Genomic DNA, 24,093 nt, shown 5'->3' on the forward strand with positions numbered 1-24,093 from the left:
AAATGCTCGGTGCCTCAGCGGACAACACCCTCCTCAATCAGCAACTTGAGAATCGCCTCAGCCCCGGCCTGGGCAGTCACCCCTTTCAACACCTGCCCACCGCCGCCACTGGCCTTGGCCGTAGCAGCCTTCATCCGATCAGCGCCACTCTTGGCCTTGATCACTTTCAAGCGTTTCGGCCGAGGCTTGGCCGGTTGCAGTGTCGCTACTGCGAGCAATTCATCGTCCAGCACCTCCACGTCTTCGGCATTCAACTCCCCGCGACGTGCCGGCCCATACGCACTCTGCCGAGGCTTCGGTGCGGCGTTATCCACAGTCGCCAGAAACGGCAGCCGCACCTTCAACCGCCGCCGCTGCCCGCGCGGCAACGCTTGCAGCACCAGCGCCGAACCGTCATTGATCGACTCAACCTGGGCCAAACCGACCACCAGCGGCCAGCCCAGGCCTTCGGCCAGCAGAAAAGGCAGCATCCCCGAGCCTTCACCGGTTTCAGCCTGGCTACCGGTCAGCACGACCTGCGCACCGGCATCACGTAGATACGCGGTCAGTGCCGGCAATGCATCGGCGCCTGCCGGTTGTTCCAGCACATGCATCTGCTCAAGGCCCATGCCCAGATAGGCGCGCAATGCAGGTTCCGCAACATCGCCGGCATGCAGCACTTGCAGGTTATCCCCAGCCAGTTGCAGGCCCAACTCCACGGCACGGGCATCCTGTTCGGCGCGGCGTGGCCGGCCGGAGGTCGGGTGGGCGCCGATTGAAACCAAACTGATGATTTTTGTGTTCATAGCCGTTCCTTAAGCCGCATCGCGCTTGGCGTCGTTGCGGTAAGCCTCAACCGCCGCGATCAAGGCCTGAAGAATCTCCGCGCTCTCGCCAATCACCGACAGGTCGGCGCGTTTGATCATGTCGCAACCCGGATCGAGGTTGATCGCCACGACTTTGTCGCAGGCACCGATGCCTTGCAGGTGCTGGATCGCTCCGGAAATCCCCACGGCGACATACACCCGCGCGGTGACCCAGGTGCCGGACGCGCCGACCTGCCGGTCGCGCGCCATGAAGCCGTCGTCCACCGCCACCCGCGACGCGCCTTCGGTGGCGCCGAGTGCAGCAGCGGTCTGGTGGAACAATGCCCAGTCCTTGACCCCGTTACCGCCGGAGAAAATGAACTCGGCTTCGGCCATTGGAATCGCCGCCGGATCGACTGCCACCGCACCTAGATCTTCAATGCGCGACAGACTGCGCGCGACGCTTGTGGATAACTCCACGGGCAGCGCTTCGTGACGGGTTTCGCTGACAGGTTCCGCACATTCGGCCGAGGCCAGAATCAACCGCGCAACGGGACGCGCCAAATCCTGCAGACCCGCGCCAGCGCGGCCGATGCATTCCTGATCCTTGACCTGCCACACACGTGTCGCCGGGCGTTCGCCCAATGCCGCAGCAAAGCGTCGACCGAGTTCACCGCCACCGCTGCGGCTGTCCGGCAGCAGCCAGTGACGCGGGTTGAACTGGTTATCCACAGCGCGCAAACCTTGCACACGCTGCTCCGGTGCGTAACCGCTGAATTCCTCGCCCTCCAGCACCAGCAAGCGATCGACGCCTGCGGTGGCGAAAGCGTTTTCCTTGTGCTCGCCGAAGACCACAGCCAACACCGCGCCGTCCTTGCCGGCCAGTTGATGGGCGAGGCCGAGCAAATCGCGATCATGGCTGCTCAAGCGGCCGCCGACCATGTCCGGCACCACGCTGATGTAGAACGCCGGAGCCGGCACCTGATGCAGCGGCAGTTGCACCTCAACCGTGGCCGAGCGTTTGACCGCCCCGCCCTGCTGCGCGCCGCTGCGGTCAATGCGCTTGATGCCGTTGGGGCCGATAAAACCAATGCCATGCAGGTTCTTGCGGATGACGCCATTGGGGCCCATCCAACTGTGTTGCGCCGGTTGCATGGCCGCGTGCAATGGATGCAGACGGTTACGCGCAATCCATTCGGCGCGCGGGTCGCGGCGGATAATGTCGCTCATCAGTGGGCCTCCGCAGGTTCACGTTTGGCCGGCGTAGTCGGCTTGCCTGGCGCAGCGTCTTCGAGCAGGGCGTCGGCCACCAGTTCGGCGATGTCCTTGATCAGCGGACGCGGTTCAACCACGCCTTCGAGCATCGCCGTGCACTGTGGACAACCCACGGCCACCAGCTCGGCGCCGGTCTCGCGGATGTCGTCCATGCGCATGTCGGGGATGCGTTGCTTGCCCGGAATGTCGGTGATCGGCGCACCGCCACCGCCGCCGCAGCAGCGCGAACGGAAGCCGGAACGTTGCATCTCTTTGACTTCGATACCCAGCGCGCGCAGAACTTCACGCGGCGCCTCGTACTCGCCGTTGTAGCGGCCGAGGTAGCACGGATCGTGATAGGTCACGCTGTTGCCTTTGTGCTGACCGAGGTTGAGCGCGCCGGCCTCAATGATTTCAGCCATGTAAGTGCTGTGATGCTGCACCAGGTAGTTGCCATCAAAGGCGCCGTATTCGTTTTTCAGCACATGGAAACTGTGCGGATCGCAGGTAACGATGCGGTTGAAGCTGTATTTGGCCAAGGTCTGGATGTTGCGTTTGGCCAACAACTGGAAGGTTGCTTCATCACCCAAACGGCGGGCTACGTCGCCGCTGTCTCGCTCTTCGAGCCCCAGTACGGCGAAGTCGACCTTGGCCGCTTTCAGCACTTTGACGAATGCACGCAGGGTGCGCTGGTTGCGCATGTCGAAAGCGCCGTCGCCAACCCAGAACAGCACGTCGGTGGATTTCTTTTCGCTCAGCAAATTGAGGTTCAGATCCGCCGCCCAGTTCATCCGCCCACCCGGAGCGAAACCGCCGGGGTTGTCGGTGGCGATCAGGTTTTCCAGGACTTCGGCGCCCTTGTTCGGCGTCGCGCCTTTTTCCAGCGTGAGGTGACGGCGCATGTCGACGATGGCGTCGACGTGCTCGATCATCATCGGACACTCCTCGACGCAGGCGCGGCAAGTGGTGCACGACCACAGGGTTTCGGCATCGACCAGACCGTTAACGATCGGTTGATGTGGATTACCTGAATGCTCGCCAATCGGTTTGCCCGGATACGGACTGCCAGCGAAGTTGGCGTCAGTGCCGCCAGCGAGGCCGACGACCATGTCCTGAATCAGCTTTTTCGGGTTCAGCGGCTGGCCGGCAGCGAAGGCCGGGCACGCCGCTTCGCACTTGCCGCACTGCACGCAGGCGTCGAAGCCGAGCAACTGGTTCCAGGTGAAATCCCTGGGTTTTTCCACGCCCAGCGGCGCGGAGGGATCGTTGAGGTCCAGCGGCTTCAAACCGGTGGAACGACCACCGCCAAAACGCTCGGCGCGACGGTGCCACGCCAGGTGCAGGGCACCGGCGAAGGCGTGTTTCATCGGCCCGCCCCAGGTCATGCCGAAGAACAATTCCGACACGCCCCACAGCACACCGACGCCGAGAATCACCGCCAATATCCAGCCGCCGAAGTTTTCCGGGAGGATCCCGGCCACCGGCAAGGTCACCAGAAAGAACGACGCCGAGAACGCCAGCAGGCTTTTCGGCAAGCGCATCCACGGGCCTTTCGACAACCGTGCCGGCGGGTTACGTCGACGCAGGTAAACGAAGATCGCGCCGACGAACATCACCGCCGTCATCAGCAGCAACGCATAGCCGAGGATGCGGTTATGCAGGCCGAAACCGTGCACCAGAATCGCCAGCACAATCGACGCCACCGCACCGCCGGCCGTGGCCACGTGGGTGTTGGCGATGTATTTGTCCCGCGCCACCACATGGTGCAAGTCGACCATGTAACGCTTGGGCATGGCGAACAGGCCACCGATCAGATCGACCTTCGAGGCTCGGCCCCGACGCCACATGGCCACCCGCCGCAAGGCGCCGAGGACGCCAAGGCCCAGGGCTGCGAACAACAGGATTGGAAGAAGGGTGTTCAACATAGGTGAAGCTCCCACCAGTACAGCCTGGAGAAACACGGGCGTTCGATGATCGTTCCCACGCTCTGCGTGGGAATGCATCCCGGGACGCTTCGCGTCCCAAAGCGGACGCGGAGCGTCCATTGCGGCATTCCCACGCAGAGCGTGGGAACGATCAGTTCAGCAGCTTAGAAATCCTTGCAGAGGCGCAGTGCGTCGTAGATCGCAGCGTGGGTATTACGCTGCGCCACGCAATCGCCGATGCGGAACAGCAAGTAGCCGTCACCCGTGGTGCTCAGCGAGGGCTGCGGCTTGATCGCGAACAGTGCGTCAATGTCGATCTGGCCCTTGTTGCGCGAACCGTCCTTGAGCCCGTAATACAGCTCTTCATCCGGACGCACGCCGTTTTCCACCACCACCTGATCGACCACCCGCTCCTCTTTGGCGCCGGTGTATTCGTTTTCCAGCACCGCCACGAGCTTGTCGCCTTCGCGGTAGACCTTCTCCAGCATCATGTCGCCGGTCATGATCACTTCTTTCGGGTACATGCTGCGGTAGTAGGTCGGGAACGACGTACCGCCAATGGCCACGCCCGGTTTGATGTCGTCGGTGACGATCTCGACCTGGCTGCCCTTGTCAGCGAGGAAGTCGGCAACCGACATCCCGGTGAACTCGCAAATGGTGTCGTAGACCAGCACGTTCTTGCCCGGCGCGACCTTGCCGTCGAGCACGTCCCAACTGCTGACCACCAGCCCTTCGGCAGCGCCCCAGTGTTCGTTCTGCTCAAGGAACGGATGCCCGCCGACCGCCAGCACGACTACGTCCGGACGCAGATCGAGGATGGTCGCCGCGTCGGCAGCCGTGCCCAGACGCAGATCGACTTTCAAGCGCGCCAGTTCCAGCTGGAACCAGCGGGTGATGCCGGCGATCTGGTCGCGCTGTGGTGCTTTCGAAGCCGTGGTGATCTGCCCGCCGATGAAGTCTTTCTTCTCGAACAGGGTCACGTCGTGGCCACGCTCGGCCGCAACACGCGCGGCTTCCATCCCGGCAGGCCCGGCACCGACCACCACCACTTTGCGTTTGACGCCCGTGGACTTCTCGATGATGTGCGGCACGCCCATGTATTCCCGGGACGTTGCGGCGTTCTGGATGCACAGCACATCCAGCCCTTGGTACTGACGGTCGATGCAATAGTTGGCGCCGACGCACTGTTTGATCTGGTCGACCTGCCCCATCTTGATCTTGGCGATCAGGTGCGGGTCGGCAATATGCGCGCGGGTCATGCCGACCATGTCGACGTAACCGCCTTCCAGAATGCGCGTAGCCTGGTTCGGGTCCTTGATGTTCTGCGCGTGCAGCACCGGCGCTTTCACCACTTCCTTGATCCCGGCGGCCAGATGCAGGAACGGCTCCGGTGGATAACTCATGTTGGGGATTACGTTGGCCAGGGTGTTGTGGGTGTCGCAACCCGAACCGACCACGCCGATGAAGTCGATCATGCCGGTGTCGTCGTAATACTTGGCGATCTGCTTCATGTCTTCGTGGGACAAGCCGTCCGGGTGGAACTCGTCACCGCACAGACGGATGCCGACACAGAAATCGTCGCCGACTTCCTTACGCACAGCCTTGAGCACTTCCAGACCGAAACGCATGCGGTTCTCGAAGCTGCCGCCCCATTCGTCGGTGCGTTTGTTGACGCGCGGGCTCCAGAACTGGTCGATCATGTGCTGGTGCACGGCCGACAGTTCGACACCGTCCAGACCACCGGCCTTGGCGCGCGCCGCAGCGGTGGCGTAGTTGCCGATCACCCGCCAGATTTCTTCCGGCTCGATGGTTTTGCAGGTTGCGCGGTGCACCGGTTCACGGATACCCGACGGCGACAGCAGGGTCGGCCAGTGCTCGCCGTCCCAACGCGAGCGGCGGCCCATGTGGGTAATCTGGATCATGATCTTGGCGCCATGCTTGTGCATGGCATCGGCCAGATTCTGGAAGTGCGGGATGATCCGGTCGTCTGCCAGGTTGACCGATTTCCACCAGCCTTGCGGGCTGTCGATGGCCACGCTGGAGGAGCCACCGCAAATCGCCAGGCCGATGCCGCCCTTGGCTTTCTCTTCGTAGTATTTGACGTAGCGATCGGTGGTCATGCCGCCGTCGGTCGCGTAGACCTCGGCGTGCGCGGTACTGAGCACGCGGTTGCGGATGGTCAGTTTGCCGATCTGGATCGGCTGGAACATTGCTTCGAAAGCCATGGCGGGTTCCTCGACTTACAACGGCTTGACGGTGAACAGGCCGTCGTCGTGGCCTTCTTCGGAGCCACCGTAGACTTGCTCGGCAACGGTGCGGATCTTGCTGCCGCGAGCCTCAAGAATCTGATCCATGGCACCGGCAAACCAACCGGTGAACATGTAGTCGACCTTGCGCCCGACCTTGCCGTACACGTAGACGAACGCCGAGTGCTCGAGCTTGACGCTGGCGGTGCCTTTGTCGAGGTCGATGTCCTGGATCTTGAACAGGCCCCAGCCGCGTTGCGACAGGCGCTTCATGTAATGCTCGAACACCGCAACGCCTTCCAGGCCGTGGCATTCGGCTTCTTTTTCACACCAGTGCCAGGCGGACTTGTAGCCGGCCTTGTAGAGGATTTCGGCGTAGGCGTCGGCGCCCAGCACTTCTTCGATGCCCATGTGGTTGTTGACGAAAAAGTGGCGCGGCACGTACAGCATTGGCAGGGCGTCGGAGGTCCAGACACCGGTTTCGCTGTCGACTTCGATTGGCAATTGCGGGGCGATCTTGGCCATGGAAACTTAACTCCAGAAAATTTGGTTTGTTGCCCCTGGCGCGGACGGCCGGAGGAAAGGATTCAGAAGTGCAGCGGCTTATTCGCCCCAGACGTCCTTTAGGACGTTCACCCAGTTCTCGCCCATGATCTTGCGCACCACGCGCTCGGAGTGGCCACGCTTGAGCAGGGTTTCAGTCAGGTTCGGGAACTCGCCGACGGTGCGGATGCCCAGCGGGTTGATGATCTTGCCGAAGCTGGTCAGACGGCGGGCGTAACCCTTGTCGTGGGTCAGGTATTCGAAGAAGTCCTGGCCATGGCCCTGAGTGAAGTCGGTGCCGATGCCAATGGAATCTTCGCCAACGATGTTCATCACGTATTCGATGGCTTCGGCGTAGTCGTCGATGGTCGAATCGATGCCCTTGGCGAGGAACGGCGCGAACATGGTCACGCCAACGAAACCGCCGTGGTCGGCAATGAACTTGAGCTCTTCATCGGACTTGTTGCGCGGGTGCTCCTTGAGCCCCGACGGCAGGCAGTGGGAATAGCAGACCGGTTTTTTCGATTCGAGGATGACTTCTTCGGAAGTCTTGGAACCGACGTGGGACAGGTCGCACATCACGCCAACGCGGTTCATCTCGGCAACGATCTCGCGACCGAAGCCCGACAGGCCGCCGTCACGCTCGTAGCAACCGGTGCCGACCAGGTTCTGGGTGTTGTAGCACATCTGCACGATGCCGACGCCGAGCTGCTTGAACACCTCGACATAGCCGATCTGATCTTCAAACGCGTGGGCATTCTGGAAGCCGAACAGGATACCGGTCTTGCCTTGCTCTTTGGCGCGACGAATGTCTGCGGTGGTGCGTACCGGCATCACCAGGTCGCTGTTTTCGCGGATCAGCTTCTGGCTGGCAGCGATGTTGTTCACGGTCGCCTGAAAGCCTTCCCACACCGACACGGTGCAGTTGGCCGCCGTCAGACCGCCCTTGCGCATGTCTTCGAACAGCTCACGGTTCCATTTGGCAATGATCAGACCGTCAATAACGATGCTGTCGGCGTGTAATTCGGCTGGGCTCATCAGGCGTCCCCTTATTGGCGATTCATGCGCCGAATCGTCTGCCGGCGCTTTGGGGCCAGCATATGCCTCGGTGCAGGGGCGACCGGGTGCAAAAACGACAGGGGAATTGCCGAAAGCGTCAATCCGCGACAAAGGGTCACCAAGCGGCCCGACCAGCCACCTGTTCAAGCCTGCAAGCTTGAGCCAGAATCTCCCGCATCTTGGAAACACCACTGGATTAGAGCGGCGACATCAATGAAATCGATCTTCCTGGCTTTGGCTTTGATTGCGACCGGCGTACACGCCGCTGAAGAGTCCGACAACAACCCGTGCGACGCAGTCGAAAGCGACGTCCAGACCCTGGAATGCTCGACCTACAGCCGTACCACCGCCGAAGACCTGCTCAAGGACAACTACGCCAGCCTCGCCGAACGCATGCAAACCGCGTACGGCAAGAACCCGGCGCAGCTGGCCGACATCACCGCCAAGCTGAAGACTGCCCAGCAGCAGTGGCTGAAAACCCGCGACGCCGATTGCGCGGTGGAAGCCTTCCCGGCCACCGAAGGCAGCAAGGCGTTCAAGATTGCGCAAAATGACTGTGTGGCGCGGATGAGTGATGAGCGGTCGGAGTTTTTGGAGTCGATTGGGCAGGAGTAATCCTGAAAGTTCGGCAACATGCTGACAAACGTTGTTGATTGGCCGCCTGGAAAATATAAGTAAAGATCTGAAAATCTTATAAAAGACTTATATTTCCACTGCCATGAATCAATCTGCCGACATCCAAATCATCAACGATGCCGAGGGTAACCCCGCCTTCGTAGTCATTCCCTATGCGCAATACGTCGCACAGAAAATGCAGCCCGATCTGATCCCGCATGAGGTGGTCAGTCGAATGGTCGACGGGGCGACACCGATCCGCGCCTGGCGCGAACACCTGAACCTGACTCAGGAAGAAGTGGCGAAACGTCTGGGAATTTCCCAGCCGGCGTTCGCTCAACAGGAAACGGTAGCGAAGCCACGCAGGACGACCCGCGAGAAAATTGCAGCAGCATTCGGCATCACGGCCAATCAACTTGAGTTGTAGGCTGCCCTCTTCATTCAAAGGAATTCCCATGAACATCTGCGGCATTGAAATCAAAGGCAGCGAAGCGATCATTGCCGTGGCCGCTCTCGACGGTTCGACCCTGAGTCACGTCGCCCTCAGCACCAAGAAAATCGCCCTCGACGATGACGACGAGGCGGCCAACGTCAAGCGCTTCGCCGCGCAGGTCGCTTCGTTTGTGCGGGAGAACTCGATTGATCGGATTGCGATCAAGAAGCGCAGCAAGAAGGGTGAGTTTGCCGGTGGGCCGACCACGTTCAAGATTGAGGGCGTGTTTCAGTTGCTCGATGGGTGTGAGGTGACGTTGTTGTCACCGCAGACGATCAATGCCCAGGCCAAGAAGCATAATTTTGAACTGCCGGGGACGCTGAACAAGTATCAGCATGAGGCTTACAAGGCGGCGTGTTCGGCGCTGGTGAAGAAGTAACCCGATCTTCCAGACGACACAAACCAACTGTGGGAGCGAGCCTGCTCGCGAATGCAATCTGTCAGTCGACATTGGTGTTGAATGACACACCGCATTCGCGAGCAGGCTCGCTCCCACATTGGTTTTGTATACACCCATTCAGGCGTTGGCGGTACGGCGGTCTTCTCTCGGGCAACGGGCGAAACGTGCGCGGTAGCTGCGGGTGAAGTAGGACGGTGATTCAAAGCCGCAAGCGATGCTGACTTCCAGCACGCTCATGTCGGTCTGGCGCAACAACTGCCGGGCCTTTTCCAACCTTAGACGCAGATAGAAATTGCTCGGCGTGTCGTTCAGATGCAGCCGAAACAAGCGCTCAAGCTGGCGCCGGGTCACTTTGATCGATTCCGCCAACGCCAACGTGGTCAGCGGCGGTTCGCTGTGTTGTTCCATCTCGCCAATCACCTGAACCAGCTTCTTGTTGCTGATGCCGTAGCGCGTGGCGACTTCCATGCGTTGGTGGTCTTTGCGCGGACGGATGCGCCCCAACACGAACTGCTCGCTGACCTGAATCGCCAGTTGCGGGCCGTGGGCCTGGGCGATCAGGTCGAGCATCAGATCGATAGACGCCGTGCCACCGGCCGAGGTGATGCGTCGACGGTCGATCTCGAACAGCTCCTGGGTCACGCTGAGCTGTGGATAAGATTCCTTGAAGGCGTCGATGGCTTCCCAGTGCAGAGTCAGGCGATGACCATCGAGCAGGCCAGCCTCGGCGAGGACGAAACTGCCGGTGTCGATGGCGCCGAGGGTCACGCCTTCGTTGTCCAGCCGCCGCAGCCAATGCTCCAGCGTCGGCGTGGCGAACTTCAGCGGTTCGAAGCCGGCCACCACCAACAACGTCGCGCCTTTCTTCAGCGGCTCCAACGCCGCGTCGGCGTTGACCGACATGCCGTTACTCGCCAGCACCGCCCCGCCGTCAGCGCTCAGCACATGCCAGCGGTACAACTCGCCACGAAAGCGGTTGGCCACACGCAGCGGTTCGATCGCGGAAATAAAGCCGATGGCGGAGAACCCCGGCATCAGCAAAAAGTAGAAATCCTGGGACATGTGCGCACTCGGTCGGCGGGTAGCGTGGATCGTTGATACGCCGATTGTCGTCAGCGTTCAAGCGCACAGGTCGCTACAGTGCAAATGCCAGTCGCCGCAGTGCGCTTTCAAAGGCGTGCAGCTGCGTAACTTTGCATCACCGGCACGCCAGATGCCGGAACTCACAATAAACGACCTGCCGAGGAACCCGACATGAAACGACTGATCAGCAGCTGTGTTCTTGCACTCAGCGGTACCGCTTTCTTGAGCGCCAGCGTCATGGCGGCCGAACCCGCGTCTTGCCAGAACGTGCGCATGGGTGTGGTCAACTGGACCGACGTGATCGCCACCAGTGCCATGACCCAGGTGCTGCTCGACGGCCTCGGCTACAGCACCAAACAAACCAGCGCGTCCCAGCAAATCATCTTCGCCGGGATCCGCGACCAGCGTCTGGACTTGTTCCTCGGCTACTGGAACCCGTTGATGACCCAGACCATCACCCCGTTCGTCGATGCCAATCAGGTCAAAGTCCTTGAAGCACCAAGCCTCAAAGACGCCCGCGCCACCCTCGCTGTGCCGACCTATCTGGCCGACAAGGGGCTGAAGACGTTCGCCGACATCGCCAAATTCGAGAAAGAACTGGGCGGCAAGATCTACGGCATCGAGCCGGGTTCGGGCGCCAATACCCAAATCAAAGCAATGATCACAAAAAACCAGTTCGGCCTCGGCAAGTTCCAGTTGGTCGAGTCCAGCGAGGCCGGCATGCTCGCCGCCGTCGATCGCGCCGTGCGCCGCAAAGAGGCCGTGGTGTTCTTTGGCTGGGCGCCGCACCCGATGAACGTCAACGTCAAGATGACCTACCTCACCGGCAGCGACGACGCGCTCGGCCCGAACGAAGGCATGGCCACGGTGTGGACGGTCACCGCACCGAAATACGCCGAGCAATGTCCGAACATCGGTCGCCTGCTGAGCAACCTGACGTTCACCGCCGAAGACGAGAGCCGGATGATGCAGCCGCTGCTCGATCACAAGGACGCCTTTGAGTCGGCCAGGCAATGGCTCAAGGATCACCCGCAAGACAAACAGCGCTGGCTCGAAGGTGTGACCACTTTCGACGGCAAACCAGCCGCTGAAAACCTGCAACTGACCAGCCAATAACCCACCACTGAATCATCGCTTCGCAGTCCGGCAAGGGCTGCGAACAGACCCATCACGCCTGAAGGAAACCGCCTCATGAACCACGACGTCATCATCACCTGCGCACTTACCGGTGCTGGCGACACGACCGCCAAGAGCCCCCACGTGCCGGTCACCCCGAAACAGATCGCCGCAGCCGCCGTAGAAGCGGCCAAGGCCGGCGCCACCGTTGTGCACTGCCATGTGCGCGATCCACAGACCGGCAAGTTCAGCCGTGACGTGGCGCTGTACCGCGAAGTGATGGAGCGCATCCGCGAGGCGGACGTCGACATCATCGTCAACCTCACCGCCGGCATGGGCGGCGACCTGGAGATCGGCGCTGGCGAGAATCCGATGGAGTTCGGCCCGAACACCGATCTGGTCGGCCCGCTGACGCGCCTGGCTCACGTTGAAGCATTGCTGCCGGAAATCTGCACCCTCGATTGCGGCACCCTCAACTTCGGCGATGGCGACACCATTTACGTTTCGACCCCGGCTCAGCTGCGGGCAGGCGCCAAGCGCATTACCGAGTTGGGCGTGAAAGCGGAACTGGAAATTTTCGACACCGGTCACCTGTGGTTCGCCAAGCAGATGATCAAGGAAGGCTTGCTCGACAACCCGTTGTTTCAGCTGTGCCTGGGCATCCCGTGGGGCGCGCCGGCCGACACCACCACCATGAAAGCCATGGTCGACAACCTGCCGGCGGACGCGGTGTGGGCCGGGTTTGGTATCGGCCGCATGCAGATGCCGATGGCCGCGCAAGCAGTGTTGCTCGGCGGCAACGTTCGGGTCGGCCTGGAAGACAACCTGTGGCTGGACAAGGGCGTGCTGGCGACCAACGGTCAATTGGTCGAACGCGCCACCGAGATCCTCAGCCGCCTCGGTGCCCGGGTACTGACCCCGGCGGAAGGCCGCAAGAAGATGGGCCTGACCCAGCGCGGCTGAACCTCACCCTTTCTCCCCTGTGAACATAAATTTTGTGGTGAGGGGATTTATCCCCGATGGGTGGCGAAGCCGCCCCAAAACCTGACAACCCGGGGCATCAGATAGACCGAGGGTGCTGGTTTTACGACTGCTTCGCAGCCGATCGGGACGGTGCGACGTTTCGCTAAATCCCCTCGCCACAAGAACAGAGTTTCCACAGGGATCACCGAACTCTCTCAGGAAATCGCCATGAGCTTTATCACCGAAATCAAAACCTTCGCCGCCCTCGGCAGCGGTGTCATCGGCAGCGGCTGGGTTGCCCGCGCCCTCGCCCACGGCCTCGATGTGGTGGCCTGGGACCCGGCGCCCGGCGCTGAAGCGGCACTGCGCAAACGCGTGGCCAATGCCTGGGGCGCACTGGAGAAAAGCGGCCTGGCGCCGGGCGCATCCCAAGATCGCCTGCGTTTTGTCGCGACCATCGAAGAATGCGTGCGCGATGCCGATTTCATTCAGGAAAGCGCCCCGGAACGCCTGGAGCTGAAACTGGAACTGCACAGCAAAATCAGCGCAGCGGCCAAGCCCAATGCTTTGATTGGATCGAGTACTTCAGGCCTGTTGCCGAGTGAGTTTTACGAGAGTTCGACGCACCCGGAACGCTGTGTGGTCGGTCATCCGTTCAATCCGGTTTACCTCCTGCCGCTAGTCGAAGTGGTCGGCGGCAAAAACACCGCGCCCGAAGCCGTGCAAGCGGCGATGAAAGTCTACGAATCCCTCGGCATGCGTCCGCTGCATGTGCGCAAGGAAGTTCCGGGCTTCATCGCCGACCGCTTGCTCGAAGCGTTGTGGCGCGAGGCGCTACACCTGGTCAACGATGGCGTTGCGACTACCGGCGAGATCGACGATGCGATCCGTTTTGGCGCCGGTTTGCGCTGGTCGTTCATGGGCACTTTCCTGACTTACACCCTGGCGGGTGGCGATGCCGGCATGCGCCACTTCATGTCGCAATTCGGCCCGGCGTTGCAGTTGCCGTGGACGTATCTGCCGGCGCCGGAGTTGACCGACAAGTTGATCGATGACGTGGTGGATGGCACCAGTGAACAGCTTGGCGAGCGCAGCATCTCGGCGCTGGAGCGCTATCGTGATGATTGTTTGCTAGCGGTGCTTGAGGCGGTGAAAGCTACCAAGGAGAAGCATGGGATGAGTTTCAGCGAGTGATGCGTCCGCTTCAAACTGCTGCCCTCACCCTAGCCCTCCCCCTTGGGGGAGAGGGCTGGGGTGAGGGGGTTGCTCTTGATCCTAACGACCCGCCAACTGCCGGAATCCAAACCATGCCCCACCTCACCACCTACCAAACCCGCATCATCCCCGACTGGGTCGACTATAACGGCCATCTGCGCGATGCCTTCTACCTGCTGATCTTCAGCTACGCCACCGACGCCCTGATGGACCGTCTCGGCATGGACAGCAACAACCGCGAAGCCAGCGGCAACTCGCTGTTCACCCTCGAGCTGCACCTCAATTACCTGCATGAAGTGAAGCTCGACACCGACGTCGAAGTGCGCACGCAAATCATCGGCCACGACAGCAAGCGCCTGCACCTTTATCACAGCCTGCATAAGGTCGGAGAGGACCAGGAACTGGCCGGCAACGAACAAATGCTTCTCCACGTCGACCTTGCCGGCCCGCGTTCGGCGCCGTTCAGTGCCGACACCCTGAGCCGCCTGCAAGCCATCGTCGCCGAGCAGACCGACCTGCCCGCCCCCGCTTACATCGGCCGCGTCATCGCCCTGCCACCCGCCAAGTAAAAACCTCTATCGACCGAGATGAGAGGTTGCTGCGGATATCGGTTTCGCTGACTCACAGACAAAAAAAGCCCCGATACCAGCCGTGACAGGATCGGGGCAGAGGGTACTGTTGAGGAGCTGCCGTGCGAGGGTGACCAAACCTTCGTGTTGCAAGCTGAGGTCAGTGTGCCCACTCCCCTTTATGACGAGTTAGCCGAAAACGACCTGTTCATAGCAGTCGCGGCCACTGCGACAAATCGCCCTTGCCGTCCCTCCCCTTGCCTACGAGAATCGAGCCACGACCTCCGTTGCCGAAGAAGGATTCGCCTCATGATGTATGCCGATTTGATCGATCAGGAAGACCTGTTGGGCCAGCTCAAGGCATTGGGATTTCAAGTGCCGAGCGGCTCCACGGCGGAGCAGGCTTGCGAGTGTGCGGTGCGTGGCCTGGATAACGTTCGCGCGTTTGAATTGCGCAAGATGGTCAAGGACATGTACACCAGCGGCGCGAGCATTCAGCCGGCGGTGCGTCAGGCCATCGATAAGCAGTTGTTGCCGGCATTGGCGCAGTACCAACAGACACATAGCGCCTGACAGGCCGTCATCGCTGGCAAGCCAGCTCACACAGGGATTTGTGGTGAACACACAATTTGTGTCCGACGCAGATACTGTGGGAGCTGGCTTGCCAGCGATAGCATCACCGCGGTTTACAGCCTTACGCTGGCAAACGTCGACTCGTTCCGCGCCTGGCTCAACGCCGACATCGGCCCCGACAACGGCGACATCACGATCGCCTGCGGCAGCGGCAGCATCGCCACTTGCTGTGTCGTATTGGAACCCACGCGCTCGTCACGCGGCGGAATGCCGAAGTATTCGCGGTAGCACTTGGAGAAGTGCGGCGTCGACACGAAACCACACACCGAAGCCACTTCAATGATCGACATCGGTGTCTGCTTGAGCAGCTGCCGGGCGCGGATCAGACGCAGCTTGAGGTAGTAGCGTGACGGCGAGCAGTGCAGGTACTTCTGGAACAGGCGCTCAAGCTGTCGACGCGACACGGCGACGTACACCGCCAGTTCGTCCAGATCGATCGGCTCTTCCAGATTCGCTTCCATCAACGCGACGATTTCCTGCAACTTCGGCTGGTTGGTGCCGAGCATGTGCTTGAGCGGCACGCGCTGGTGATCCTGCTCGTTGCGGATGCGCTCGTAGACGAACATCTCCGAGATTGCGGCGGACAGTTCACGGCCGTGATCGCGGCTGATCAGGTGCAGCATCATGTCCAGCGGCGCGGTGCCGCCGGAGCTGGTGAACCGGTTACGGTCGAGGGTGAACAGGCGAGTGCTCATCGCCACGCGCGGGAAAGCTTCCTGCATCGCCGCCAGACATTCCCAGTGCACGCTGCAATCGAAACCGTCGAGCAGGCCGGCACAGGCCAGCGCCCAACTGCCGGTGCACACGGCGCCGAGACGCTTCGACTGCCGCGCCTGGCTTTGCAGCCATGAGACGTGTTCACGGGTAACAGTGCGTTGAATGCCGATGCCGCCGCAGACGATCACGGAGTCCAGGGGCGGGGCTTTGTGCATGGAGGCGTCGGGGGTGATTTGCAGACCGTCACTGGCCCACACCTGGCCGCCATCGACGGTGAGGGTGCTCCAGCGATACAGCTCGCGACCGGACAATTGGTTGGCCATGCGTAGCGGTTCTACCGCAGAGGCCAGGGAAATCAGCGTGAAATTGTCCAGCAGCAGAAAGCCGATGGATTGAGGCGCACGGTTCTGGGGTTGAGCCCCGGAGTTGAACGACGTCATCGCGGTATCTCCTCACACAAAGCGGGTGATGGCCTCAGGCGGAGGCTCTTGTTATTGCCGCGTACTCATGTGGGAGACGGGCTTTGTTATGACAGAGCAATTGCCATGCCTAAAATTGAATGAGCGTTCAATAACTCCTGAAAACGACGTCGCGACGTGTCTATTCGAGACGTCCGACGAAAGGTATTTCGAAGTGCCATCAGCGATGGCGAAAGCCCTGCCCCGTAGCCTGTGAGCAAATCGGTAGCACTTGTGGGAACTGGCCTGCGCGCAGTTGGCGGGGAGTGTCACCCAAGGCACGGGTGACGGACGGTAGGAGGGGCGAATCAGGTGATGGAACTGGGAAATACTCTTATCTGATTGCGACGCGCTAAAAGGTGGCGCTTGCGGTTATGTGTGTTCACTTACCGAGCAGTTTTGACTGGTCCAGGCCCTGCAGCAATTTCAAATCAAACATGGATCCCTGTGGTGAGGGGATTTATCCCCGACCGGCTGCGTAGCGGCCGTAAATCCATTCACCAAGGTGTGTCAGGCAGAACTTGATTTCAGGATTTGGGGCTGCTTCGCAGCCCATCGGGGATAAATCCCCTCGCCACAGGACACCTCTGTCTCAGCACTCAACCGCGCTAACGGCCAAGCCACCCCGCGACGTCTCTTTATATTTGTCATGCATGTCGGCGCCGGTATCACGCATGGTGCGGATCACTCTATCGAGCGAGATGAAATGCTGACCATCCCCGCGCAAGGCCATCTGCGCCGCGTTGATCGCTTTCACCGCCGCAATCGCGTTGCGCTCGATGCACGGCACTTGCACCAGCCCGCCCACCGGATCGCAGGTCAGGCCAAGGTTATGTTCCAGGCCGATTTCCGCTGCGTTGCATAATTGCTCGGGCGTGGCGCCAAGAATCTCCGCCAGCCCCGCCGCCGCCATCGCGCAGGCTGAGCCGACCTCGCCCTGACAACCGACTTCGGCGCCGGAGATCGAAGCATTCTTCTTGCACAGAATCCCCACCGCCGCCGCGCCCAGCAAGTAATCGACCACGTTGGCGTCAGTCACCGCTTCGCTGAACTTCATAAAGTAGTGCAACACCGCCGGGATGATCCCCGCCGCTCCATTGGTCGGTGCCGTGACCATGCGCCCGCCGGCGGCGTTCTCTTCGTTGACGGCAAGGGCAAACAGGTTGACCCACTCCATCGCACTCAGGGTCGAGCCGATCACATTGGGCTTGTTCAACTCTTGCAGACTGCGATGCAACTTCGCTGCGCGCCGCCGCACATTCAAACCACCGGGCAGAATGCCCTCGTGTTTCAGGCCCTGCTCGACGCAATCCTGCATCGCCCGCCACAGCGTCATCAGCCCAGCGCGTATCTCTTCTTCACTGCGCCAGACCTTTTCGTTGGCCATCATCAATTCGGCGACGCGCAGGTTGTTCTTTTTGCACAGTTCCAGCAGCTCGACGGCGCTGGAAAAGTCATAAGGCAACTCGGTGCGATCCAGATCGACCACACCGCTGGACGCCTGCGCTTCATCCACCACAAACCCGCCGCCGACTGAATAGTAGGTGTCGCGATGCAGTTCACCGTGATCGCCTTCGGCAACCAGGGTCATGGCGTTGGGGTGGAATGGCAGGTTTTCGTCAATCAGGCGCATGTCGCGAGCCCAGACAAACGGCACCGACAGGCGACCATCCAAGAGCAGGGTGTGAGTTTCGCGCAAGGCCTGGATGCGCGGGCCGATCTGCGACGGGTCGATTGCGTCCGGCCACTCGCCCATCAGGCCCATGATCACCGCGTTGTCGCTGCCGTGACCGATGCCGGTGGCCGACAGTGAACCGAAAAGTTGCACTTCGATGCGGCGCACGTGCTCCAACTGGTGCTTGCTGCGCAGCGACTCGACAAACAATGCCGCGGCGCGCATCGGCCCGACGGTGTGAGAACTGGAAGGGCCGATGCCGATTTTGAACAGGTCGAAAACGCTGATAGCCATTGCTGCAGAGCTCCTGAGGATGCCGGTCCGGGGCGTGAAGCGCCCACTGGCGGAGCTGCTACGCTCAAGCTGCGATCCGCCGGAATGCCGGCATCATCAGGCTTTTGTCGGGTCGCACGGCGTCTGACACCGACGCACTCATGCCCACTAACGCCGTAGCGCTTTCGCCCCCGGTTTTCGCCGTTTTTATGCGGTTCAGATGGCCAAACGGGGCTGAAAAAAGCTGTAAACGACGTCACTGACACTGGATGCGACCATCCCTGTACTGGATACGACGCCCCCTGTAGGCGTCAGATTTTCACTGGTACATGATCGTTATGACTCGATTGCAAGGCGCCGTGGTAGAGCTGTCTCCAGAACGCCATCCAACCGCAACCTATAAGTGCGGTGGTCCACAGTCGGAACACTGCCAAAAAAAACACCAAGGAGTCCATCCATGAAAGGTTCCCCGTCGTTGTTGTTGGCCGCCATGCTGAGTCTGCCGTTACTGGCTCAAGCCGCAGAACCGGCGCAGTGCAGTACCGTTAACTTCTCCGATGTCGGCTGGACCGACATCACCGCCACCACCGCAACCACCTCCGTCGTGCTCAACGCCCTCGGTTACAAGACCAAGACCACCATGATCTCCGTGCCCGTGACCTACAAGTCGCTGGCCGACGGCAAGAACATGGACGTGTTCCTCGGCAACTGGATGCCGACTATGGAAAACGACATCAAGGCCTACCGCGAAGCCGGCACCGTGGAAACCGTGCGCACCAACCTCACGGGCGCCAAGTACACCCTCGCCGTGCCGCAAGCCCTGTACGACAAAGGTCTGCATGACTTCGCCGACATCGCCAAATTCAAGAAAGAACTCGACGGCAAGATCTACGGCATCGAGCCTGGCAACGACGGCAACCGTCTGATCCAGAGCATGATCGACAAGGACGCCTTCGGCCTGAAAACCGCCGGCTTCAAAGTCGTCGAATCCTCCGAAGCGGGCATGCTCTCGCAGGTTGACCGTGCGTCTCGGCGTGGCACCGAAGTGGTGTTCCTCGGCTGGGCGCCGCACCCGATGAACAAGCGCTTCAAGATCCAGTACCTGACTGGTGGTGACGAATTCTTCGGCCCTGATTTCGGTGCCGCAACTGTGGCGACCAACACCCGCAAGGGCTACGCCACCGAGTGCAGCAACGTCGGCCAGTTGCTGAAGAACCTGGAGTTCACTGTCGACATGGAAAGTGAACTGATGGGCAACATCCTCGACGACAAGATGAAGCCTGACGCGGCCGCCAAGGCCTGGCTGAAAAAGAATCCACAACTGCTCGATACCTGGCTCGCTGGCGTGACCACCATTGACGGTAAACCTGGCCTGGAGGCCGTGAAAGCCAAGATTGCTCAGTAATCGCTTATGCCGGACGGCTCCGGCCGTCCGGGCTGTTTATTTCCTTGCATGCGGACGTTCACTACCATGCTGATTGATCAGAAAATACCTTTAGGCCAGTACATCGCGGGCTTCGTTGAATGGTTGACGCAACACGGCGCCAACACCTTCGACGCCATCGCCGTGACGCTGGAAACGATGATCCACGGCGTGACGTTTGCGCTCACCTGGTTCAACCCTTTCGTCTTGATCGGCCTCATTGCCCTCCTCGCCCATTTCATCCAGCGCAAATGGGGGCTGACTGTTTTTGTGATTGCGTCCTTTCTGCTGATCCTCAATCTGGGCTACTGGCAGGAAACCATGGAAACCCTCGCCCAGGTCATGTTCGCGACCCTGGTCTGCGTGGTCATCGGCGTGCCGTTGGGCATCGTCGCCGCGCACAAACCGATGTTCTACACAGTGATGCGTCCGGTACTCGATCTGATGCAGACCGTACCGACCTTCGTTTACCTCATTCCTACCCTGACCCTCTTCGGGCTGGGTGTGGTGCCAGGCCTGATCTCCACGGTGGTGTTCGCCATCGCTGCGCCGATCCGCCTGACCTACCTGGGCATCCGCGATGTCCCACAAGAACTGATGGACGCCGGCAAGGCCTTCGGCTGCTCGCGTCGCCAATTGCTCTCACGGATCGAACTGCCTCACGCCATGCCGAGCATCGCGGCCGGCATCACCCAGTGCATCATGCTGTCGCTGTCGATGGTGGTGATCGCGGCACTGGTGGGCGCCGACGGACTCGGCAAACCGGTGGTCAACGCACTGAACACTGCTGATATCGCCCTGGGCTTCGAAGCAGGCCTGGCGATCGTACTGCTGGCGATCATGCTCGACCGTATCTGCAAACAACCCGACGCTAAAGTAGGGGGTGACGCATGAGCATAATTCGCTTCGAAGACGTCGACGTAATCTTCTCCAAAGATCCACGCGAGGCACTCAAGCTGCTGGATCAGGGCATGACCCGTAACGAGATTCTGAAAAAGACCGGGCAAATTGTCGGTGTGGAAAAAGCCACGCTGGACATCAACAAAGGCGAAATCTGCGTACTGATGGGCTTGTCCGGTTCCGGCAAGTCGAGCCTGTTGCGCTGCATCAACGGTCTCAACACCGTGAGTCGCGGCAAGTTGTTTGTCGAGCATGAGAACCGTCAGATCGACATCGCTTCCTGCACCCCGGCAGAACTGAAAATGATGCGTACTAAACGCATCGCCATGGTGTTCCAGAAGTTCGCCCTGATGCCGTGGCTGACCGTGCGCGAGAACATCAGCTTCGGTCTGGAAATGCAGGGTCGACCGGAGAAGGAACGCAAGAAACTGGTCGATGAAAAACTCGAACTGGTGGGCCTGACCCAATGGCGCAACAAGAAGCCTGACGAACTCTCCGGCGGCATGCAGCAACGCGTGGGCCTGGCCCGTGCGCTGGCGATGGACGCCGATATTCTGTTGATGGACGAACCGTTCTCGGCACTCGACCCGCTGATCCGCCAAGGCCTGCAAGACGAACTGCTGGAACTGCAACGCAAGCTGAGCAAGACCATCGTGTTTGTGAGCCACGACCTCGACGAGGCGCTGAAACTCGGCAGCCGCATCGCGATCATGAAGGACGGCCGGATCATCCAGTACAGCGTGCCGGAAGAGATCGTGCTGAACCCGGCGGATGACTATGTGCGTACATTCGTGGCGCACACCAATCCGCTCAACGTGCTCTGCGGTCGCAGCCTGATGCGCACGCTGGACAAGTGCAAACGCATCAACGGTTCGGTATGCCTCGATCCGGGCGGCGACTCGTGGCTGGACCTGGCCGAAGGCAACACCATCAAGGGTGCACGGCAGAACGGTTCGGTGCTGAACCTGCAGAACTGGGCACCGGGGCAAGCGGTAGAAGGGCTGGAGCGCAAGCCGACGCTGGTGGATTCGAATATAGGCATGCGTGATGCATTGCAGATTCGTTATCAGACCGGCAACAAACTGGTGCTGCACGATAACAATCATGTGGTGGGGATTCTGGGCGACAGCGAGTTGTATCACGCGTTGCTGGGCAAGAACCTGGGCTAAACACCCCACACACAAAAACGCCGCGAGAGGATCGCGGCGTTTTTGTTAGTGCATATATTCAGCTGCAAACAGAGAACCTGTGGTGAAGGGATTTATCCCCGATGGGCTGCGGAGCAGTCCTGAAACCGTCAAACGCGGTTGTTCTGGATGACCGCGGTTGACGACTTGGGGCCGCTTCGCGCCCCATCGGGGATAAATCCCCTCGCCACAATAGTTCGGCGGTGTACTCACCACACCGCCGACCTCAGGCGTTAGCTGTACACCCGGCCAAGGAGCTGCCGATGGCTTTCAAACTGATCGAGCACATCCCGCGTGATCTGATCCTGCGTGAAGCCCATCAGGTCGTAATCCTGACTGCCGTTGTGCAGATACACCTCGGCGCGATAGAAACGCTGACGCGCCTCTTCAGACTCGATCGATTCAGTCGGGGTCGCCAGATAGCCATCCAGGCTCACTTCGTAAACGAAAGGGTTGCCCTCTTCCATCTCGATGCGCACGCCCATGCAACGTTTGGATTTACCCAACAACGTTTGCACTTCCAGACCCTGCGCACGCATTTGCGCAGCCGCATCTTCCAGCGCCGGGCTGACCTGTTTGTCCATGAAACGCTGCACCACCGATTGGCTCGGTTGCAGATCCAGTTGCGTCAGACGCTCGCTGAAACCACGACGACCGCGCTCAGCCAGTTGCGCTTGCTCCTGTTCGATCTGCACGTCCTGACGCATCGCCTTGTGCAGGCCAAACATGAAGAACACCAACACCACCGAGAACGGCAGACCGGCCAGCACCACCATGGTTTGCATGGCTTCGAAGTTACCGGCGAACAGCAGACCGATGGTCACCAGGGTGATCACCGCCGACCAGAAGATCCGCAGCCAGTGCGGCGCATCTTCGTCGACGTTGCCGCCCTTGCAGGACAGGTTGGCCATCATTACCGCGCCGGAGTCGGCCGGGGTCAGGAACAGCACGAAACCGACAAAGATCGACACACCGATGACGACTTTCGACGCCGGGTAGTGCTCAAGCAACTGATAGATCGCCATCGACGGCTGTTCCAGCGCCGTCTTGCCCAACTCAACCGCCCCCTGATTCATCACCAGATCGAGTGCCGAGTTACCAAAGATCGACAGCCAGGCCAAGGTGAAGCCCAGCGGAATCAGCAGCACGCCGGCGACCAGTTCACGCACGGTACGACCACGGGAAATACGCGCGATGAACATGCCTACGAATGGTGCCCAGGAAATCCACCACGCCCAGTAGAACAGAGTCCACAGGCCCATCCAGCGTTCGGATTTCTCGCCACTGCCTTCGTACACATAAAGGTCGAACGTTTTCAGGACGATGCCGTTGAGGTAATCACCGATGTTCTGTACGAAGCCGTTGAGCAGGTGCAGCGTCGGGCCAAACAGCAGAACGAAAATCAGCAGACCGCTGAACAGCACGATGTTCAGGTTGGACAGACGACGGATGCCGTTTTCCACACCGGACACGGCAGCGATGGTCGCTACGGTGCTCATCACGATGATCACGATCAGCAAATTGGTGTTGCTGTGTTCCATGCCGAACAGGTTTTCCAGGCCCGAGGACACTTGCAGCGAGCCGATCCCCAGGTTGGTCACCAGACCCAGCAGGGTCACGAACATGCCGAAGCCGTCTACAGCGTGACCGGCCGCGCCTTTGACCCAACGCTCGCCCACCAGCGGATACAGCGCCGAACGCAGGGCCAGCGGCTGGTTATGACGATAGGCAAAGTAAGCAACAGCCAGACCGACCAGTGCGTAGATTGCCCAGCCGTGCAGGCCCCAGTGCAGGAACGTCAGTTGCACCGCCTGACGCGCGGCCATGTTGGTGGCCGAGGCGCCTTCCGGCGGATTGAAGTAGTGATCCAGCGGCTCGGAGGCACCGAAGTACAGCAGCGAGATACCGATACCCGACGAGAACAGCATCCCCGCCCAGGCGCCGTAACTGAAATCCGGGGTGTCGTCCTTGCTGCCCAGTTTGAGTTTGCCGTAGGAGGAAAACGCCAGGCCCACCACAAACACCAGGTAAGCGGCGATCACCACCATGTAGTACCAGCCGAAGCTGCGCGACAACCAGGCCTGAGCGATACCCAACAATCTGCCGGCCTCTTGCGGGGCGATGATCAGAATGGCGGTCAACAACAGAATCAGCGCGGTAGAGGTGTAAAACACCCAACCGTTGACCGTCACCTTCTCGGGCGGGGTCTTTATAAGCGAGGCAGAACTCATGGCACAAATGCTCCAGGCAGTGCGAGAGAAGAACACAAGGCAACACGGAACCCGACCAATCGGTTAGTTGGCAGCCGACCGGCGGGTGATATAAAGACACCCCGAAAAAAGCCCGAACCTGCCGAAATGGCGCTGCGAATCGCTTTCGTGGCCAAAGCAGTGCGGACGTTCATCCGAAACCTGGCCCTGAGCGTCTTGCCCATTCAACACGTCCATCGAACAGCGAACCGCGCCATGCCCCACGCAGGTTTCAAGCATTTTCGGATGTCGGTTTTATCGCCACTTACGTGTAGGAAATATCTGTAGGCAGCGACGATTTGTCGCAGATCT

At 60.3% G+C, this 24,093-nt stretch carries 21 protein-coding genes; 11 read left to right on the forward strand and 10 right to left on the reverse strand.

Annotation, left to right across the window (positions count from 1 at the left end; all coding sequences use genetic code 11):
• Positions 1-14: 14 nt before the first annotated feature.
• The 6 genes from etfB to ACA074_RS25775 form a co-directional block, all read right to left on the reverse strand.
• A complete protein-coding gene (gene etfB / locus ACA074_RS25750) occupies positions 15-785 on the reverse strand; it encodes an electron transfer flavoprotein subunit beta (RefSeq protein ID WP_401270893.1) in 771 nt (256 codons plus the stop codon).
• Positions 786-794: 9 nt separating this feature from the next.
• On the reverse strand, positions 795-2,015 hold the full coding sequence (gene etfA, locus ACA074_RS25755) for an electron transfer flavoprotein subunit alpha (RefSeq protein ID WP_401270896.1): 1,221 nt from the start codon (positions 2,013-2,015) through the stop codon (positions 795-797).
• Positions 2,015-3,964, reverse strand: a complete 1,950-nt coding sequence (gene dgcB, locus ACA074_RS25760; protein WP_497615497.1) for a dimethylglycine demethylation protein DgcB — start codon at positions 3,962-3,964, stop codon at positions 2,015-2,017. The genes etfA and dgcB overlap by 1 nt, the downstream gene beginning before the upstream one ends.
• A 164-nt stretch (positions 3,965-4,128) precedes the next feature.
• Positions 4,129-6,189 (reverse strand): dimethylglycine demethylation protein DgcA, encoded by a 2,061-nt coding sequence (gene dgcA, locus ACA074_RS25765; RefSeq protein WP_497678015.1) that lies wholly within the window; start codon positions 6,187-6,189, stop codon positions 4,129-4,131.
• 15 nt (positions 6,190-6,204) lie between these two features.
• Entirely contained in the window at positions 6,205-6,735 is a 531-nt protein-coding gene (locus ACA074_RS25770; protein WP_005792152.1) for a DUF5943 domain-containing protein, read from the reverse strand.
• Positions 6,736-6,813: 78 nt separating this feature from the next.
• Complete coding sequence (locus ACA074_RS25775; protein ID WP_194935229.1) at positions 6,814-7,791, reverse strand: dipeptidase; 978 nt, start codon at positions 7,789-7,791, stop codon at positions 6,814-6,816.
• 234 nt (positions 7,792-8,025) lie between these two features.
• Here ACA074_RS25775 and ACA074_RS25780 point away from each other — a divergent pair, with 234 nt between their 5' ends.
• The 3 genes from ACA074_RS25780 (at position 8,026) to ACA074_RS25790 (ending at position 9,299) form a co-directional block, all read left to right on the forward strand.
• Entirely contained in the window at positions 8,026-8,427 is a 402-nt protein-coding gene (locus ACA074_RS25780) for a lysozyme inhibitor LprI family protein (protein ID WP_489879355.1), read from the forward strand.
• Positions 8,428-8,530: 103 nt separating this feature from the next.
• The gene (locus ACA074_RS25785) at positions 8,531-8,854 is read left to right on the forward strand and encodes a helix-turn-helix domain-containing protein (RefSeq protein ID WP_497658232.1); all 324 of its coding nucleotides are present in this window, start codon (positions 8,531-8,533) and stop codon (positions 8,852-8,854) included.
• Positions 8,855-8,882: 28 nt separating this feature from the next.
• Positions 8,883-9,299 carry a DUF3010 family protein gene (locus ACA074_RS25790; RefSeq protein WP_103304488.1) on the forward strand — a complete coding sequence of 139 codons (417 nt, stop codon included), beginning with the start codon at positions 8,883-8,885 and terminating at the stop codon, positions 9,297-9,299.
• A gap of 138 nt (positions 9,300-9,437) precedes the next feature.
• Here ACA074_RS25790 and ACA074_RS25795 read toward each other — a convergent pair whose 3' ends face one another.
• Positions 9,438-10,382: a GlxA family transcriptional regulator gene (locus ACA074_RS25795; protein ID WP_401270907.1), complete on the reverse strand. Its 945-nt coding sequence runs from the start codon at positions 10,380-10,382 to the stop codon at positions 9,438-9,440.
• Positions 10,383-10,574: 192 nt separating this feature from the next.
• Between ACA074_RS25795 and ACA074_RS25800 the strand changes: the two genes are divergently transcribed.
• From ACA074_RS25800 to ACA074_RS25820, 5 genes are all read left to right on the forward strand, one after another.
• Positions 10,575-11,519 (forward strand): choline ABC transporter substrate-binding protein, encoded by a 945-nt coding sequence (locus ACA074_RS25800; RefSeq protein WP_489879353.1) that lies wholly within the window; start codon positions 10,575-10,577, stop codon positions 11,517-11,519.
• Between the two features lie 75 nt (positions 11,520-11,594).
• Positions 11,595-12,482: a 3-dehydrocarnitine:acetyl-CoA trimethylamine transferase CdhC gene (gene cdhC / locus ACA074_RS25805; protein ID WP_093429893.1), complete on the forward strand. Its 888-nt coding sequence runs from the start codon at positions 11,595-11,597 to the stop codon at positions 12,480-12,482.
• Positions 12,483-12,710: 228 nt separating this feature from the next.
• A complete protein-coding gene (locus tag ACA074_RS25810; protein ID WP_187679671.1) occupies positions 12,711-13,676 on the forward strand; it encodes an L-carnitine dehydrogenase in 966 nt (321 codons plus the stop codon).
• 113 nt (positions 13,677-13,789) lie between these two features.
• Complete coding sequence (locus ACA074_RS25815; RefSeq protein WP_497678016.1) at positions 13,790-14,266, forward strand: thioesterase family protein; 477 nt, start codon at positions 13,790-13,792, stop codon at positions 14,264-14,266.
• Positions 14,267-14,575: 309 nt separating this feature from the next.
• Entirely contained in the window at positions 14,576-14,839 is a 264-nt protein-coding gene (locus ACA074_RS25820; protein WP_103304375.1) for a hypothetical protein, read from the forward strand.
• A gap of 113 nt (positions 14,840-14,952) precedes the next feature.
• Here ACA074_RS25820 and gbdR read toward each other — a convergent pair whose 3' ends face one another.
• Both gbdR and ACA074_RS25830 read right to left on the reverse strand, forming a co-directional pair.
• Positions 14,953-16,056, reverse strand: coding sequence for a choline metabolism transcriptional regulator GbdR (gene gbdR, locus ACA074_RS25825; protein ID WP_497678017.1), 1,104 nt, complete (start codon positions 16,054-16,056; stop codon positions 14,953-14,955).
• Between the two features lie 610 nt (positions 16,057-16,666).
• On the reverse strand, positions 16,667-18,043 hold the full coding sequence (locus tag ACA074_RS25830; RefSeq protein WP_401270921.1) for an L-serine ammonia-lyase: 1,377 nt from the start codon (positions 18,041-18,043) through the stop codon (positions 16,667-16,669).
• A 436-nt stretch (positions 18,044-18,479) separates the two neighbouring features.
• On the opposite strand from ACA074_RS25830, the gene ACA074_RS25835 reads away from it, so the two are divergent.
• From ACA074_RS25835 to choV, 3 genes are all read left to right on the forward strand, one after another.
• Positions 18,480-19,427, forward strand: coding sequence for a choline ABC transporter substrate-binding protein (locus ACA074_RS25835; protein ID WP_497678018.1), 948 nt, complete (start codon positions 18,480-18,482; stop codon positions 19,425-19,427).
• Between the two features lie 66 nt (positions 19,428-19,493).
• Positions 19,494-20,339 carry a choline ABC transporter permease subunit gene (gene choW / locus ACA074_RS25840; RefSeq protein WP_187679677.1) on the forward strand — a complete coding sequence of 282 codons (846 nt, stop codon included), beginning with the start codon at positions 19,494-19,496 and terminating at the stop codon, positions 20,337-20,339.
• Positions 20,336-21,514, forward strand: a complete 1,179-nt coding sequence (gene choV, locus ACA074_RS25845) for a choline ABC transporter ATP-binding protein (protein WP_016772804.1) — start codon at positions 20,336-20,338, stop codon at positions 21,512-21,514. The genes choW and choV overlap by 4 nt, the downstream gene beginning before the upstream one ends.
• A gap of 251 nt (positions 21,515-21,765) precedes the next feature.
• Here choV and betT read toward each other — a convergent pair whose 3' ends face one another.
• Positions 21,766-23,763, reverse strand: a complete 1,998-nt coding sequence (gene betT / locus ACA074_RS25850) for a choline BCCT transporter BetT (protein ID WP_401272212.1) — start codon at positions 23,761-23,763, stop codon at positions 21,766-21,768.
• Positions 23,764-24,093: the final 330 nt, after the last annotated feature.

The sequence above is a fragment of the Pseudomonas sp. LBUM1655 genome, from assembly GCF_059716085.1.